At 68.5% G+C, this 15,924-nt stretch carries 14 protein-coding genes; 11 read left to right on the plus strand and 3 right to left on the minus strand.

From position 1 onward, the window contains the following. Window positions 1–164: 164 nt before the first annotated feature. The gene (locus IU452_RS24265; RefSeq protein WP_195111451.1) at window positions 165–707 is read right to left on the minus strand and encodes a type II toxin-antitoxin system PemK/MazF family toxin; all 543 of its coding nucleotides are present in this window, start codon (window positions 705–707) and stop codon (window positions 165–167) included. A gap of 223 nt (window positions 708–930) precedes the next feature. Here IU452_RS24265 and lepA point away from each other — a divergent pair, with 223 nt between their 5' ends. The 4 genes from lepA (at window position 931) to IU452_RS24285 (ending at window position 7,809) form a co-directional block, all read left to right on the plus strand. After that, window positions 931–2,778 (plus strand): translation elongation factor 4, encoded by a 1,848-nt coding sequence (gene lepA / locus IU452_RS24270; protein WP_195111452.1) that lies wholly within the window; start codon window positions 931–933, stop codon window positions 2,776–2,778. A gap of 239 nt (window positions 2,779–3,017) precedes the next feature. Then, the gene (locus tag IU452_RS24275; protein WP_195111453.1) at window positions 3,018–5,627 is read left to right on the plus strand and encodes a hypothetical protein; all 2,610 of its coding nucleotides are present in this window, start codon (window positions 3,018–3,020) and stop codon (window positions 5,625–5,627) included. Then, window positions 5,624–7,417, plus strand: a complete 1,794-nt coding sequence (locus IU452_RS24280) for a hypothetical protein (protein WP_195111454.1) — start codon at window positions 5,624–5,626, stop codon at window positions 7,415–7,417. The genes IU452_RS24275 and IU452_RS24280 overlap by 4 nt, the downstream gene beginning before the upstream one ends. Window positions 7,418–7,557: 140 nt before the next feature. Next, window positions 7,558–7,809, plus strand: coding sequence for a hypothetical protein (locus IU452_RS24285; RefSeq protein WP_195111455.1), 252 nt, complete (start codon window positions 7,558–7,560; stop codon window positions 7,807–7,809). 17 nt (window positions 7,810–7,826) lie between these two features. Here IU452_RS24285 and IU452_RS24290 read toward each other — a convergent pair whose 3' ends face one another. Beyond that, entirely contained in the window at window positions 7,827–9,866 is a 2,040-nt protein-coding gene (locus IU452_RS24290; protein WP_195111456.1) for a glycoside hydrolase family 15 protein, read from the minus strand. 95 nt (window positions 9,867–9,961) lie between these two features. Between IU452_RS24290 and IU452_RS24295 the strand changes: the two genes are divergently transcribed. Next, entirely contained in the window at window positions 9,962–10,195 is a 234-nt protein-coding gene (locus tag IU452_RS24295) for a hypothetical protein (protein WP_195111457.1), read from the plus strand. A gap of 163 nt (window positions 10,196–10,358) precedes the next feature. Then, window positions 10,359–10,622, plus strand: a complete 264-nt coding sequence (locus tag IU452_RS24300; protein WP_195111458.1) for a hypothetical protein — start codon at window positions 10,359–10,361, stop codon at window positions 10,620–10,622. Window positions 10,623–10,639: 17 nt separating this feature from the next. Here the strand turns inward: IU452_RS24300 and IU452_RS24305 are convergent, their stop codons facing one another. Beyond that, entirely contained in the window at window positions 10,640–11,677 is a 1,038-nt protein-coding gene (locus IU452_RS24305) for a M48 family metallopeptidase (RefSeq protein ID WP_195111715.1), read from the minus strand. 62 nt (window positions 11,678–11,739) lie between these two features. Here IU452_RS24305 and IU452_RS39275 point away from each other — a divergent pair, with 62 nt between their 5' ends. The 5 genes from IU452_RS39275 to IU452_RS24325 all read left to right on the plus strand — a co-directional run bounded on the left by IU452_RS39275 (window position 11,740) and on the right by IU452_RS24325 (window position 15,734). Beyond that, on the plus strand, window positions 11,740–11,829 hold the full coding sequence (locus IU452_RS39275) for an Ms4533A family Cys-rich leader peptide (protein WP_324192512.1): 90 nt from the start codon (window positions 11,740–11,742) through the stop codon (window positions 11,827–11,829). A gap of 198 nt (window positions 11,830–12,027) precedes the next feature. Next, on the plus strand, window positions 12,028–13,071 hold the full coding sequence (locus IU452_RS24310; RefSeq protein WP_195111459.1) for a sulfate ABC transporter substrate-binding protein: 1,044 nt from the start codon (window positions 12,028–12,030) through the stop codon (window positions 13,069–13,071). Between the two features lie 22 nt (window positions 13,072–13,093). Next, entirely contained in the window at window positions 13,094–13,936 is an 843-nt protein-coding gene (gene cysT, locus IU452_RS24315) for a sulfate ABC transporter permease subunit CysT (protein WP_195111460.1), read from the plus strand. Then, window positions 13,933–14,742 (plus strand): sulfate ABC transporter permease subunit CysW, encoded by an 810-nt coding sequence (gene cysW, locus IU452_RS24320; protein WP_195111461.1) that lies wholly within the window; start codon window positions 13,933–13,935, stop codon window positions 14,740–14,742. Before cysT ends, cysW begins: the two co-directional genes overlap by 4 nt. Further along, entirely contained in the window at window positions 14,739–15,734 is a 996-nt protein-coding gene (locus tag IU452_RS24325) for a sulfate/molybdate ABC transporter ATP-binding protein (protein ID WP_195111462.1), read from the plus strand. Before cysW ends, IU452_RS24325 begins: the two co-directional genes overlap by 4 nt. The last annotated feature ends 190 nt before the right edge of the window (window positions 15,735–15,924 follow it).

The raw sequence follows: 15,924 nt of genomic DNA on the forward strand, positions 1-15,924 counted from the left end.
CGGCGCCGACGATCGAGGTTACCAGCTGCCCCGGCCGGGGGCGAAATCGCCCCGGTCGAGCCCATCCTGCGGAGGGCATCAACGGGGGGATCAAGGGGGCATCAACGTGGGTGGATCAAGGAGGCATCAACGGGGGTGGATCAAGGGGGCATCGGAGGGGCAAATCAGTACCAGTGGTACTCGGCGCACAGGCGGTGTGCGACCAGGTCGAAGGTTCGGCGCGGGAGGATGGCGCCCTCGCGGCGGATGCCCGCCTCGGGGACGTCCAGTACGCGGTCGAGGCGGACCCAGCTCGGGCGGCCCTCGTAATCCCAAGGACCGGGGCCGATTCCGACCCAGTCGGGGTGGTGGGCGCGGGCCGGATTGGAGGAGAGCATCAGTCCCAGCAGGGTCTTGCGGTCGCGGCCGACCACCAGTACCGGGCGGTCCTTGCCGTTGGCCGGGTCCTCTTCGAACGGCACCCAGGTCCAGACGATCTCACCGGGGTCGGCGCGCCCGTCCAGGTGCGGGCAGTACACGACCTGGCGGGCCCGCTCGCGCGTCGGCACCGGCACCGAGGCGGCCGGTCGCACCGCGATCGATGACGGCTTGCGCCGTCCCAGCGCCCGCTCGACCAGTTTCGGCGCCTGCTGACGGACGATGCGCGGCCCCTGCTCCTTGGCAATGGCCCCCAACTGCTTGCCCAGAGAGCTCCACGTGCTGGCCATGATTCGGAGCATAACGGCGCCGGGACGCCTTCTCACCCCTGCGGAATTCGGCTGGGGGAGCGGGGGATTTGCTGATCCGCTTCGCCGCACCTCGCACTGCACGCGTGATCTCGATCACGCCGCCGACCGGGCGCCCCTACCCCGCGCGGACCGGTGGACGGCTGTGTCCGAAGTTCATGGGACGATGGACCGCAGCCCATCGAACACCTTATGAGGGAGTGGAGTGCCCAGCTTCGCGGATACGACGTTCACCGATCCGTCTCGGATCCGGAACTTCTGCATCATCGCGCATATCGACCACGGGAAGTCGACCCTGGCCGACCGCATGCTGCAACTCACCGGGGTGGTCGAGGAGCGGCAGATGCGCGCGCAGTATCTGGACCGGATGGATATCGAGCGGGAACGCGGCATCACCATCAAGGCCCAGAACGTGCGGCTGCCGTGGACCGTCGACGGCACCGACTACGTCCTGCATCTGATCGATACGCCCGGCCACGTCGACTTCACCTACGAGGTGTCGCGGGCACTGGAGGCCTGCGAGGGCGCGATCCTGCTGGTCGACGCCGCGCAGGGCATCGAGGCGCAGACCCTGGCCAACCTCTATCTGGCGTTGGACAAGGATCTGACGATCATCCCGGTGCTCAACAAGATCGACCTGCCCGCCGCCGATCCGGACCGCTACGCGGCCGAGCTCGCCCACATCGTGGGCTGCGAGCCCGAGGACGTGCTGCGGGTGTCGGGCAAGACCGGCGTCGGCGTGCCCGAGCTGCTCGATGTGGTGATCGAGCAGGTGCCGCCGCCGCAGGGCCAGGCCGATGCGCCCGCCCGCGCGATGATCTTCGACTCGGTCTACGACACCTACCGCGGCGTGGTCACCTATGTCCGCGTCGTGGACGGCAAGCTCACCCCGCGCCAGAAGATCCGCATGATGTCCACCGGCGCCACCCACGAGCTGCTGGAGATCGGCATCGTCTCCCCGGAGCCCAAACCCACCCAGGGCCTGGGCGTCGGCGAGGTGGGCTATCTCATCACCGGCGTGAAGGACGTGCGGCAGTCCAAGGTCGGTGACACCGTCACCACCGCCCGCGACGGCGCGGCCGAACCCCTCACCGGCTACCGCGAACCGCATCCGATGGTGTATTCGGGCCTGTACCCGGTCGACGGCTCCGACTATCCGGATCTGCGCGACGCCCTGGACAAGCTGCAGCTCAACGACGCCGCGCTGACCTACGAGCCGGAGACCTCGGTCGCGCTGGGCTTCGGCTTCCGCTGCGGCTTCCTGGGCCTGCTGCACATGGAGATCACCCGCGAGCGCCTGCAGCGCGAATTCGGTCTGGACCTGATCTCCACCGCGCCCAACGTGGTCTACCGGGTGGTGATGGAGGACGGCACCGAACATGTCGTCACCAACCCCTCGTACTGGCCGGAGGGCAAGGTCCGCCAGGTCTTCGAGCCGATCGTCAAGTGCACGATCATCTCGCCCAGCGAATTCATCGGCTCGATCATGGAGCTGTGCCAGTCGCGGCGCGGCGAGCTCGGCGGCATGGACTACCTGTCGGAGACCCGCGTCGAGCTGCGCTACACACTGCCGATGGCCGAGATCATCTTCGACTTCTTCGACTCGCTGAAGTCGCGCACCCGCGGCTACGCCAGCCTCGACTACGAGGAGGCCGGTGAGCAGGAGGCCGATCTGGTCAAGGTGGACATCCTGCTGCAGGGCGAGGCCGTCGACGCGTTCTCGGCGATCGTGCACAAGGACGCCGCCCAGGCCTACGGCCGCCGGATGACTGAGAAGCTGCGCGAGCTGATCCCGCGCCAGCAGTTCGAGGTGCCCATCCAGGCCGCCATCGGCTCCAAGGTCATCGCCCGCGAGAACATCCGCGCCATCCGCAAGGACGTGCTCGCCAAGTGCTACGGCGGCGACATCTCCCGTAAGCGCAAGCTGCTGGAGAAGCAGAAGGAGGGGAAGAAGCGGATGAAGACCATCGGGCGGGTCGACGTCCCGCAGGAGGCCTTCGTCGCGGCGCTGTCGACCGAGGCGGCGGGAGATAAGGCCAAGGACAAGAAGTAGTCGCCCGGTTTGCCGCGATTCTGAGCAATCTGTGCAGGTGACCGGTTCGCTATGCCAGTCGATCTTGGGTCTTCCGTAACGTTTCGGGTCCTGTCATGGTTGTACAGCGTGTAGTGCTCCGGGCAACTCCTCACCTGGATGATGTGACAGGCGGGTTTTCCGGAACATATTGTGTTAACTGATCTCTTCCGGTAAGACCCGTTCGGTTCGGATACCGAGCACCTGAGAGCGGAGCTTGTATGACGCGTGACCTGCCCTTCGACGCTGGCGATTCGGATCCGGGCGATCACGCGGGGGACACCGCGTATCGCGTCGCGACCGGGGTGGCGCGGGTGGCTCGGGCAGGCGCATATGTCACCGGTGGCGCCCTGATCGCCTCCAACGGCAGCCCGGCGCCGGCCAACGAGTCGCACGACAGCCGCATCGCGGGCTGGGCGATCAAGGACCCGCAGCCCGATGCGCCCAGCCCGGTCGTCACCTACCCGGATCCGTCGCCGGATTCCGTGCCGCCCGTCCTCGGCAAGCCGGGAACGGCCAGCCCGATCGGCGCGCCGCTGCCGCATGCCGATCCGAATGCGCCCCAGCACGGGGGATTCGGTCTGCCCGAGCTCAACGGCACCATGTCCGGTGGTGCGCCCGGCATGCACATCCCGTCCTCCGGAACCGAGGGCTACGCACCGGGCACCGGCGAAGGTGCGCCCGGCCTGGGCCTGCCATCGCTGGACAGTTCGACCGGCACCGACGCCCCCTTCGGGCTGCCCGGCAGCGAGCACGGCTCCTCCGGATTCGGCCTGCCGGGGCTGCAGACCCACCCCGCCCACGGCTCGGCCGGCGACTCGAACGGATTCGGCCTGCCCGGCCTGGGGGCCCATCCCGCCAGCGCCCCGATCAACGACGGCCTCGGCCTGCCCGGCACGAACGGCCTGAACCTGCCCGGTATGAACGGGCTGGGTTCGGGAGGGTTCGGCCTGCCCGACAGCGGTGCGCAGGGTGACCACCTGTTCGACGGCGTCGGCCACAACCCCGGCGTCTTCCTCGGTACCGAGCTGAAGGTCGACGCGCACATCGGCCTGGACGGAGTCTGGGTGACGACCGAGGCCAAGGTCGACTTCGCGGTCGGCGACGTGGGCCAGCAGTTGGACAACTACACCCAGTGGCTCGGCCAGGGTGTGAACCACATTCCCACCGGTGAGTCGAATGGTGTGCCCGACCTGGTCGCCGGTCTCGGTCAGCAATCTCCTGGCGGGCTCGGCGGTCCCCTGAGCTCCCCGGCCGCGGGGACCGCCTCGGCCGCCCCTGGCGATATCCACTCGGCCCACACCGTCGGCTCCATGGGCCACGGCCCCGGTTCGGCGGCGCACGCCCACGGTTCCCCGGCAGGCCACGCGCACGGCTCTCCGGCAGGCCATCTCTCAGGGCCGGCCGCGGGTCATGCCACCGGCTCTGCCGCGGGGCAGTCTCCCCATGCGGCTGTCGGTCAAGCGGATGGGTCTGCGCCTGCAGGCCTCCCGGGCGGCCCTGCCACGGCTCACGGCCCCAATTCCGCTGTCGGCCATGGTGTTCCGGCGGGTCAGGCCCCGGGCACGGTGGCGGGACATCCCGGCTCCCCGGCGGGTCACGTCGCCGGTTCTCCGGCGGCGAGCGCGCCGACGGCCGTGAGCACCGGCGCGACGGTGGCGGGACCGCAGGTCGGTCCGGCGCTCGGCGCGCCCGCTCCGGTCGCCGCGGGTCCGGTCGGCCCGGCGCCTGTCGTCGCTTCTGCCCCGGCCCCCGCCGCTCCGGTCGCGGTCTCCGCGCCGGTGTCGAATGTGGCTGTGGCTCAGCCGATCACGGCCGCCCCGGCCCCGGTCGTCGCCGCCGCTGCTCCGGCGCCCGCGATGGTGCAGCCGGTCGCCGCGACCCCGCTGCAGACCAATGCGCAGCCCGATGCGGTCTCGCACCCGATCGCCGCCGCACTGCCCAGCCATCAGGGTCCGCTGGTGACCGTTCCGGCGGCTTCGGCGGACTCGGGCAGCAGCAAAACCGTCGGCGGGCACACGGGGTCGGGCAAGTCGACCACCGACCACCCCACAGCCGGCGCGTCACCGATCGCCAAGCCGGTGAGCGACGCCGACAGGACGAGCGTCACCCCGCACGTCAGCGTCGCGCCCACGCCCTCGGCCACCCCGACGCATCCGAGCGATTCGACGACCCACACCGGCGGTGTGACAACCACCCACGGCGGCAACTCGACGACGCACGGCGGTACCACCACGCCTCGCGACACCGATCCCACCTCGCCCCACGGCGGTGGGTCGGCCACCGACCCGACCACCGGTACCGGCGGCACGACCACACCCGACGGCACCAGACCCTCGACAGGTACCACCGATCCGTCCGACGAGGTCACGGTCACGCCGACCGTCCCCAGCGAGGGTTCCGATCACTCCGGTGGGTCGACGGGTACGCAGCCCACGGGTGACATCTCCACCCAGCAGCCGACCGCACCCACCGGCCACGGCCAGACGCCGACCACGGTGGACCAGCCGACCGCGCCGAGCGTGAGCGCACCCGCGACGGTGCATCCGGGAAATTCGGGCACCGTGCCCACTCACTCCGTGCCGACGGAGCCGCACACCGTGGTGACCCCGCCGCACACCGTGGCGCCCGCGCCGACGACCGTGCCGGTGAAGCCGGTCGCGCACGTGGTCGATACCTCCTACGAACCGTCGTGGACCAGTACCGACCACTCTGCCCTCACCGTGGCCTCCGGCGGTGCGCTGTCGGGCCAGCTGATGCCGGACTCGACCTACGCCGAGCTGCATCACCCGGTGCTGCATCCGGTCGCCGATCTCCACATCACGCTGTGACGGGGTCGGCTGCACTGGAGTCCGCCACGGCCAAGCATCCGGACGCGATGGCGCCACTGCTCGGGCTGCTCGACGAGCTGCTCGGGCAGACCCGCGCCGCCGGTCGTGCCGATCTGACCGCCCGCCTGAGCATGTCGCGGGCGCGGGTCGCCGATCCGCGGGTGCGCCTGGTCGTCGTCGGCGAGCCCAAGCACGGGATGAGCACGCTGGTCAACGGTTTGGTCGGTGCCGCGGTGAGCGCGACCGACAGCTCGATCAGCGTGCCGGTCATCGCCGAATACGGGCCCGCGCCGACAGCCACCCTGGTGCGCACCACCGTCGGGGGCCGCACCGAGCGGCAGCCGGTCGACCCGCTGAACCCGGGACCGGCCCTGGCGGCCGACGGCGTGATCCGCGCCGAATTCACCGAGCCGAGCCCACTGCTGGCCGAGGGCTTCGTGGTCATGGACGCCCCCGGCGCGGGCGCCGACACCCCCACCACGTGGTCGTTGATCGCCGCCGCCGACGCCGTGCTGTACGTGGCCGAGGCCGGGGCCGAGTACACGCCCGAGCAGATCGCGCTGCTGCAGCGCATTCAGCAGGTGTGCCCGACGGTGATCTGCGTGCTCAACAAGATCGACCGGTATCCGCACTGGGCGCAGGTGCAGCAGCGCAACCGCGAACTGCTCGACGCCGCCGGACTCGGCTTCGCCGTGGCGCCGATCTCGGCCGACCTGCATCTGCGGGCGGGCCGTGACCACCGCCGCGACCTGGAATCCGGTGTGCCGCAACTGATCGACCATCTGCGCGACTATGTGCTGGGGCGCGCCGACGCGGTCGCTCGCGAGGCGGCGCTGCGCGATATCCGCATGATCACCGACCATCTGACGCTGGCGTTGCGCACCGAGGCCGAAACCCTGCGCGATCCGAAGCGCTACGGCGAGATCACCGAGCGGCTGCGGCTGCTGCGCGCCGAGGCCGACGATCTGCGGCAGCGCTCGGCCACCTGGCAGGTCACCCTCGCCGACGGCTGCTCGGAGCTGATGGCCGATATCGAACACGATCTGCGCCATCGGCTGCGCAGCCTGATTCGCGACGCCGAGGCCGAGATCGGCAAGCAGGACCCGGCCCGCGGCTGGGCCGATTTCGGCGCCGATCTGGACGCGCGTATCTGCGAGGCGGTGGAGGAGAACTTCGTCATCGCCCACTACCGCTCGGTGGAGCTGGCCGAGCAGGTGGCCAACAAGTTCGGCACCGACCGGGATGTGCCGCTGCCGGATCTGCGGCTGGAGAATCCCGGCGAGGTGCTCGAGCCGGTGGCGTCTCTGGAACCGCTGCCGAGCGCGAAAATCGGTATCGTGCAACCGGTTCTGAACGTGATGCGGGGCTCCTACGGCGGCCTGCTCATGGTCGGTGTGCTGCTGGCCAGCGTGGCGGGCATGCCGCCGGTGAACTGGTATTCGGGGACCGCGGCCGTGCTGCTGGGTGTGCACGCGCTGTGGGAGGACCGCAAGCTGCGCCGGGAGAAGCGGCAGGCCGAGGGCAAGGTGGCGGTCGCGCGCCTGATGGACGACGTGATCTTCCAGGTGAGCAAGGAATCCCGCAACCGCCTGCGCACGGTGCAGCGCACCCTGCGTGACCACTTCACCAACCTGGCCAACCAGACCCTCCGCTCGGCCGACGAATCCCTGCACGCCGCCGAGGCGGCCGCCGCCGTCCACTCCCCGGAGGGCCGCAACCGCCGCCTCACCGAAATAGAGTCCACCCTCGTCCAACTCCGCGACCTCCGCGAACGCGCAGACACAGCCTGACCCCCAAGCGTTCCCGTCCGTCATCCCGGCCTGCCGCCCCTCGTCATCCCGGCCTGCTTTTGGCCGGGATTCACTGCCGCGCGGTGGTTGGTCCGGTAAGTTGCGCGGGGATCGTAGTTGTTGTTTCGGATGGAGCTGTTTTGCGTAGGAAAATCTTGGCCGGGTTGCCTGTTGGCCTGTTGTTGTCCTCGGCCGCCGTCGTGCTGGCTGCCCCGGCGGCGCAGGCGAGCGCGCCGACCTACACCTGTACCGCCAAGAGCTGGGACGGTCAGACCCTGAACCCGGTCACCGTCGAAGCCAAGCGAGGGGTCAACCAGGCTCGCATGCGGGCCCGCCCGGAATGGCGGGGCGAGGCCAACTTCGACACCATCGTCTGCACGCCCAACCGCTGATTTCTCGGTCGCGGGTTTCAGGCCCGGTGGGCGGGGTGGAAATCGCCTGCGGTGACCGACTGTTCGGCGCGGATGACGTGGGTGAGGGCGTTGATCAGGGCCAGGTGGGTGAAGGCTTGGGGGAAGTTGCCCAGGTGGCGGCCGGTGCGGGGGTCGAGTTCCTCGGCGTAGAGCTCGAGCGGGCTGGCATAGCCCAGGAGCCGCTCGCACAGGCGCCGCGCCCGCGTCACCTCACCGATTTCGACCAGCGCCGACACCAGCCAGAACGAGCAGATGGTGAAAGTGCCTTCCTCGCCGGACAATCCGTCGTCGGTGGTCTCGGTGCGGTAGCGCAGCACCAGTCCCTGATCGGTGAGATCGTCCGCGATGGCCAGCACCGTCTTGCGCACCCGCGGATCGTCGGCGGGCAGGAACCGCACCAGCGGTATCAACAGCAGTGACGCGTCGAGGGTGTCGCCGCCGTAGGTCTGGGTGAACACGCCGTCGGCGTTGACGCCGTTTTCGAGGATGTCGGAGCGGATCTCGTCGGCGATCTCGTACCACTTCTTGGCGTAGTCGTACTCGCCGTGCATCTCGGCCAGTTTCGCGCCCCGGTCCAGCGCGACCCAGCAGAACATCTTCGACGAGGTGAAATGCCGTGGCTCGCCGCGCACCTCCCAGATGCCGCGGTCGGGCTCGCGCCAGTTCTCGTTCGCGCCCTGCACCGCCCGTTCCAGCATGGGCCACAACGTTTCCGGCACCTGCTGGCGCGATTTCACGTGCAGGTACACCGAATCCAGCAGCACGCCCCACACATCGTGCTGCTGCTGGTCGTAGGCGCCGTTGCCGATGCGGACCGGCCGGGCGCCGTCGTACCCGTGCAGGTGGGGCAGCTCCGATTCGGTGATCGCGCGCTCACCGCCGATCCCGTAGAGCACCTGCAGCGGCAGCGGATCACCGTCGCCGTCGGTGGCCACGTCGTGCAGGAAGGCGAAGAAATCATCGGCCTCCCGGTTCATCCCGAGGGTGTACAGACCCCACAGCGCGAAGCTGGAGTCGCGCACCCACGAGTAGCGATAATCCCAATTGCGTTCCCCGCCAGGGGTTTCCGGTAGTGAGGTGGTGGCCGCCGCCAGCAGCGCCCCGGTCGGCGCGTAGGTGAGACCCTTCAGCGTGAGCGCGCTGCGCTGCAGATAGCCCCGCCACGGATGGTCGGGGAACTTGCCGAGCGTGATCCACTGCCGCCAGCACTCGGTGGTCTGCCACAACTTCTGGGCGGCCTCGTCGAAGGTGCGCGGCGGCGGCAGCGCCGACCACGACAGCGCCACGAACGCCTCGTCGCCCTCGGACATCCGGGTGCGGGCCCGCGCCTCGCGGCCCTCCAGACCCAGCCGCAGATCGGTGGTGAGGGTCAGGCTCGTGCACTCCAAGGTATTGCTCTCGCAGCTGGCGGTGGCCTGCTCGTAGACCTCACCGGTGTATTCCCAGCGTGCCGGGGCGCGGTGATAGTCGAAGGCCGGTTCGCAGCTGACCTCCAGCTCCACCACGCCGTTCACGCATTTCACCGTGCGCAGCAGGATGTGCTCGGCATCCCAGTCCATCGGGGTGCGCCGGAAGGTGCGGCTGCGCTTGTCGTTGTTGTGCCACGGCCCCAGCACCAGCGCGTCGCGCACGATCAGCCAGCCGGTATCGGTCTGCCAGGTCGTCTCCACGATCATGCCGCCGGGCAGGTAGCGCCGCGCCGCCGGCACGTTCACCCCGTACGGGCCGACCCGGAAATGTCCGGCGCTGCGGTCGAGCATGGCCCCGAACACGCTGGCCGAGTCCGGCCGGGGCAGACACATCCATTCCACCGCGCCGTTGCGGGCGATGAGGCAGTTGGCTTCGCAGTCGGACAGGAAGGCGTAGTCGTCGATAGGCGGATAGACCGATTTGTGGGTCGTTCCCAGCCCGGCCGCGACGAATCCACCGGTGAGCTGCTCATCGGGCAGCTCGCTCAGGGCGTGTCGCCGGACGGCGAAGTATTCGGAGCCGGGGTCGGCGGGTTCGTCGCTGATCGGTTCATCGAAGGACGCCATGAAACCCATCATCGGCCCGCGTCACGATCGCGTCCACAGGGCCGGGAAAGCGACCGGGCCGGTCCGGCGGGCCCGGCAGCCACTAGGCTGGGTGCGTGCAACGCATTGCTGGCTGGTGGGACGGCTTCGAACTGTGGGTGGCCGGCCTGCCGTTCGTTCCGCAGTTCGCCGTGGTTCTGGTAGGGATGATCCCGGTGAGTTTCGCCCTCGCCTACCTGCTCGACCGCGGCCTGCGCGTGGTCCTCCGCCTGCTCGGCCGCGACCGCGCGGCGGTCCGGGAGGTGCAGTCCGCCCCCGCACCCCCACCGCTACACAAGGAAGCCGCCTGATGCCCCGCTCCCGGGTCCAGTTGGCCCTGATCGCCCTGCTGGTCCTGATCGTCGTGGCCTGGCTCCTCACCCGCTGACGGGACGAATCGCGCGTCGGCGCGTGTTCGCTGGAAGATTGCCCAAAGGTGTTCGTGTGGAAGCGGGTTGGGGTACTGTGCTCGGCATGCCAACCGATGAGGATTTCGCGGAACTCGAGCAGATGCTGGAGGCCGACGAACTCGAAGAGGGTCCCCGCCTGATCGCCACCCACTACGCCTCTCCCGAGGAGGCGATCGAGATGGTGAAGGCGGCCCAGCTGCTCGGCCTGGGGGTGCGACTGCACAACCGGCTGCGGGTCGAGGAATCTGTCGAGGACGGCGAGGAGACCGCCTCCGAGGAGTGGATCCTCGACCTGCTCGAGAGCCCGCCGGAGGTCGAGGAGGACTGAGCCTCCCCGAACCACGCCTACAACCCCAGCCGCTTACCGATCTTCGACACCGTTTCACCCACTTCCTGACCCACGGTGCTCACCGCGGCCCCGACGTCGCGGCCGAGGTTGCGCACCGTGCGGATCAGGGGATCGTCGGACTGGTCGAAACTCTCCCGGTAGGCCCGCGCCGCCTCCCTGATCTCGTCGCCGATCCGCGCATGCCTGTCCTGCTCCCGCAGCGGATAGCGGCCGTCGAGGATGCGATCGTAGTCGCCGCCGGCGATCCAGCGCCGCAGTTCGGCCGCGCGCAGCACCGAGAACGGATGCGACTGCAGCTCCAGATTCAGCAGTTTCAGCACGCCGTCGCGCAGATCGCCGGTGCGGTCGTAGTCGTCGGCCTGCTGCAGGAACGCCGCGTGGTTCATCTCCGCGACCATCGCGCCCCCGGCCAGCTTCATATGCACCCGCACCGAGGCGTCCACGTCCTGCCCGCACAGCAGCCCGGCCCGATCCCCGGACAGCTCGGATTTGCGGCTCCACTCCATCAGTGCCGCCACGATCGCCCGCAGCGCCCACCCGCCGACCGGCACCCAGCCGATATTCGAGGCCAACCGCAGCAGATGCATGAGCATCGTGCGGTAGACCGCGTGCCCGGACAGGGCGTGGCCGAGTTCGTGCCCGATCACGAACCGCATTTCCTCGACATCGAGCAGATCGATCAGCCCGGTGGTGACCACGATGAACGGCACGTCCATCCCGATCGTCAACGCGTTGGCCGACGGGTCCTGCACCACGTACAGCTCCGGCGTGACCGGCGCGTCCAGGATGCGCACCGCATCGGCACGCAGATCGTGCAGGGTCGAGAACTGCCGCTCGTCCACCCGGACCGCGGTCGCCAGATACAGCAGCCGATGCTGGCGCTCGCGCAGCAGTCCGGACAGGGTGCGCAGCACGGTGTCGAACCCGGTGAACGAGCGCAGCGCCACCAACGCCGTCCGGTCGGCCGGATGCTCCCAGGCCCTGGTGCTGATTCCGGGAAATGTCCGCCGAATACGGTCCGGACTGGTCATCAGGATTCCCCCATTTCCGTTTGGGTGATTCGCGAGGTTTCCTCGCGCTCTGCTACAGTCTGCCCGTGTCGTCGAGTGTTGTGCCGCAGGTCCGCCATGAATTGGCGTTGATCGCAGTCGGCTGCCTCGTGGTCGCCGACATCCACTGTCGCTGACAGCAGACCGGGCCTGCCTGCGCGTCTGTTCTCTAGACTTGGCGCGCATTCCTTTTCGCAGACGAGCCCGTTCCCGGCGGCTTTTCGCCGCAGTCGCGCCATTGCCGCAGATATTTCGTGACAGGTCTACCGGCTACCACAGACTTCCGCCGATGCACCGTTTCCGGTACCGGCGGGCAGCAGGAAAGGTTCACCCCGATGTCTCGCAGTTCCTGGCTCTTCTCGCGCCGCCGTATCGCGGCCGTCGCGCTCACCGCACTCGCGGCAGTGACCCTGACCGCCTGCAGCGGCGGAGCCAGCGACAGCGTGGACGGCGACGGCGGTGGCAGCGGCAGCTCGCTGACCCTGTTCGCCTACTCCGTCGCCAAGCCCGGTTTCGACAAGGTCATTCCCGAGTTCACCAAGACCGAGGGCGGTAAGGGCGTCGGCGTCCAGGCCTCCTACGGCCCGTCCGGCGACCAGTCGCGCAAGGTCAAGGACGGCGCGCGGGCCGATGTGGTGAACTTCTCCGTCGAACCCGACATCACCCGGCTCGTCGATTCCGGCCAGATCGACCCGAACTGGAATGCCGACGCCAACAAGGGAATTCCGTTCGGCTCGGTGGTGGTGCTGGCGGTGCGCAAGGGCAATCCGAAGGGCATCCACGACTGGGACGATCTGTTGAAGCCCGGCGTCGAGGTGGTCACGCCCAATCCGTTCAGCTCCGGGGCGGCCAAATGGAATCTGCTCGCGCCCTACGCCGCCGAGAGCGAGGGCGGCAAGAACCCGCAGGCGGGCCTGGACTACTTGAGCAAGCTGATCTCCTCCGATCACGTCAAGGTGCAGCCGAAGTCCGGGCGCGAGGCCACCGACACCTTCCTGCAGGGCACCGGTGATGTGCTGCTCAGCTACGAGAACGAGGCCATCTTCTCCGAGCGAGGCGGCGATCCGATCGAGCACGTGGTCCCGCCGACCACCTTCAAGATCGAGAACCCGGTGGCGGTGCTGAAGAACGCCGAGCACCTGGACAAGGCCGTGCGGTTCAAGGACTTCCTGTACACCCCGGCCGGCCAGAAGGCCTTCGCGCGGGCCGGATTCCGCCCGGTCGATCCGCAGGTCGCCGCCGAGTTCACCAAGGACTTCCCGCAGCCGCAGAAGCTGTGGACCATCGCCGACCTGGGCGGTTGGAAGCAGGTCGACAAGGATCTGTTCACCCCGAACACGGGCAGTGTCGCGGTGATCTACGACAAGGCCACCAAGTAAGCACACGGGAAGCTCGATAACTGTGACCGACACCAGTATCGGACAACGAAACGGGCGATCCTGGCTGCGCGTGACCGGCTCGGTCGGCCCGCTCGGCATCGCCATCGCGGTGCTGTGGCTCAGCGTGATCGTGCTGTTGCCACTGGCCGCCCTGACCTTCCACTCCTTCGACGAGGGCTGGTCGGGCTTCTGGGATGCGGTCACCGCACCCGCCGCGCTGGACTCACTGCGGGTGACGGTATTCGTCTCGGTGGTGGTGGCGCTGATCAACGTCGTCATGGGCACCCTGGTCGCCTGGGTGCTGGTGCGCGACGACTTTCCGGGTAAGGGCGTTGTGAACGCGCTCATCGATCTGCCGTTCGCGCTGCCGACGATCGTGGCCAGCATCGTGCTGCTGTCGCTCTACGGCCCGGAGAGCCCGATCGACGTGCACCTCAACGCCTCCCAGCCGGGCCTGGTGGTGGCGCTGGCATTCGTGACGCTGCCGTTCGTGGTGCGCTCGGTGCAGCCGGTGCTGATCGAGGCGGACAAGGAGGTGGAGCAGGCCGCGGCCTCGCTGGGGGCGGACAACTGGACCACCTTCCGGCGCATCGTGCTGCCCACGCTGGCCCCGGCCATCATCTCCGGCGGCGGACTGGCCTTCGCCCGCGCCATCGGCGAATACGGTTCGGTGGTGCTGATCGGCGGCAATATTCCCGGCCGGACGCAGATGGCCTCGCAGTACATCCAGCAGCAGATCGAGGTGGACCGGCCGGTGAATGCGGCGGCCGTTTCCGTTGCGCTACTGGTGATTTCGTTCATCACACTGGTGGTGCTGCGGATCTTCGCCGACCGCACCGCGCGGAAGGAGCAGATGTCGCGATGAAATTATCCGTCCCGACCCGGATTTCACTGCGCGTGGTCGCGCTGGCGTATCTGCTCGTGCTGCTGGTGACGCCGCTGGTGATCATCCTGTGGCGCAGTTTCGAACGCGGCCTGGGAACCTTCGTGGACTACATCAGCACCCCGGCGGCGATTTCGGCGTTCAATCTGTCGATCCTCATCGTCGCCATCGTGGTGCCGGTGAACGTGGTGTTCGGCGTGATCACCGCGATCGCGCTGGTGCGCGGGAACTTCCCGGGACGCACCCTGATTCAGGGCGTGGTGGATCTGCCATTCGCGGTATCGCCTGTGGTGGTGGGTGTTTCGCTGATCATGCTGTGGGGTGTGAACGGCTGGTTCGGTGGCATCGAAAACCTCGGCTTCAAGGTGATTTTCGGGCTGCCCGGCATGGTGATCGCCACCATCTTCGTGACGCTGCCGTTCGTGGTCAGCGAGGTGAGCCCGGTGCTGCACGAGATCGGCGACGATCAGGAGCAGGCCGCGGCCACCCTCGGCGCCACCAAATGGCAGACGTTCTGGCGCATCACCCTGCCCGCCATCCGCTGGGGCCTGACCTACGGCATCGTGCTCACCGTGGCGCGTGCGCTGGGTGAATTCGGCGCGGTGATCATGGTGTCCTCGGCGCTGCCGGGCATCTCGCAGACGCTGACGCTGCTGGTGCACGGCCGATACATCAACGACCACAACACCTTCGGCGCCTACTGTGCGGCGACCCTGCTGATGGGCATCGCGCTCGTCACCCTGATTCTGATGACCCTCCTCGAACGCAAGCGGGGCACTGCCAAATGATCACTGTGACCAACGCGAACAAACGCTACGGCTCGTTCGCCGCCCTCGACGATGTCAGCCTGGACATCCCGTCGGGCGAATTGACCGCGCTGCTGGGACCTTCGGGGTCCGGGAAGTCGACGCTGCTGCGGTCGATCGCCGGGCTGGAATCGCTGGACTCCGGTGTGGTGACGATCGCCGGGCGCGATGTCACACGGGTGCCGCCGCAGAAACGCGATATCGGGTTCGTCTTCCAGCATTACGCCGCGTTCAAACATATGACCGTGCGCGACAATGTGGCGTTCGGGTTGAAGATCCGCAAGCGTCCCAAGCGCGAAATCGCCTCGCGCGTAGACGAATTGCTCGGCATCGTCGGACTGGACGGCTTCCAGCATCGCTATCCCGCGCAGCTGTCGGGTGGACAGCGCCAGCGCATGGCACTGGCCCGCGCCCTGGCCGTCGATCCACAGGTGCTGCTGCTCGACGAGCCGTTCGGCGCGCTGGACGCCAAGGTCCGCCAGGATCTGCGCACCTGGTTGCGGCGACTGCACGAGGAGGTGCACGTCACCACGGTGCTGGTCACGCACGACCAGGAGGAGGCCCTCGACGTCGCCGACCGGATCGCGGTGATGAACAGGGGCCGCATCGAGCAGGTGGGCAGCCCCGAAGACGTGTACGACCGTCCCGCCAACGATTTCGTCATGTCCTTCCTGGGCGCGGTCGCCAAACTCAACGGCCATCTGGTCCGTCCGCACGACATCCGCATCGGCCGCGACCCCAGCATGGCCCTGGCCGAACACGAGGGCACCGCCGAATCGGCGGGCGTCACCCGCGCCACCGTCGAACGCATCGTCCACCTCGGCTTCGAGGTCCGCCTCGAACTCCGCAACGCCGCCACCGGCGACCTGTTCACCGCCCAGGTAACCCGCGGCGACGCCGAAGCCCTCCACCTCCGAGACGGCGAAACGGTCTACGCCCGCGCCACCCGAATCCCCGAACTCCCCGTCACCTGATTTCGGCTCACCTTGGATCCCCGCACCGGCCGCCTGGGGGCGGCCGGCGCGGGGAAATGAGGAGGCCCGCCCGCCTCGGGAATGCTTGCGAGGCATACCCACAGCGGGTGGCCTTCCGTCCCGGGCCGCCGCGCGTGTTCGTTGAGTCGGTCACTTTCGTTCCTCGAGCCGCCGCGCGCCTTCGTTCCTC

Source organism: Nocardia transvalensis, from assembly GCF_015477765.1.
GTDB classification, from domain to species: domain Bacteria; phylum Actinomycetota; class Actinomycetes; order Mycobacteriales; family Mycobacteriaceae; genus Nocardia; species Nocardia transvalensis_A.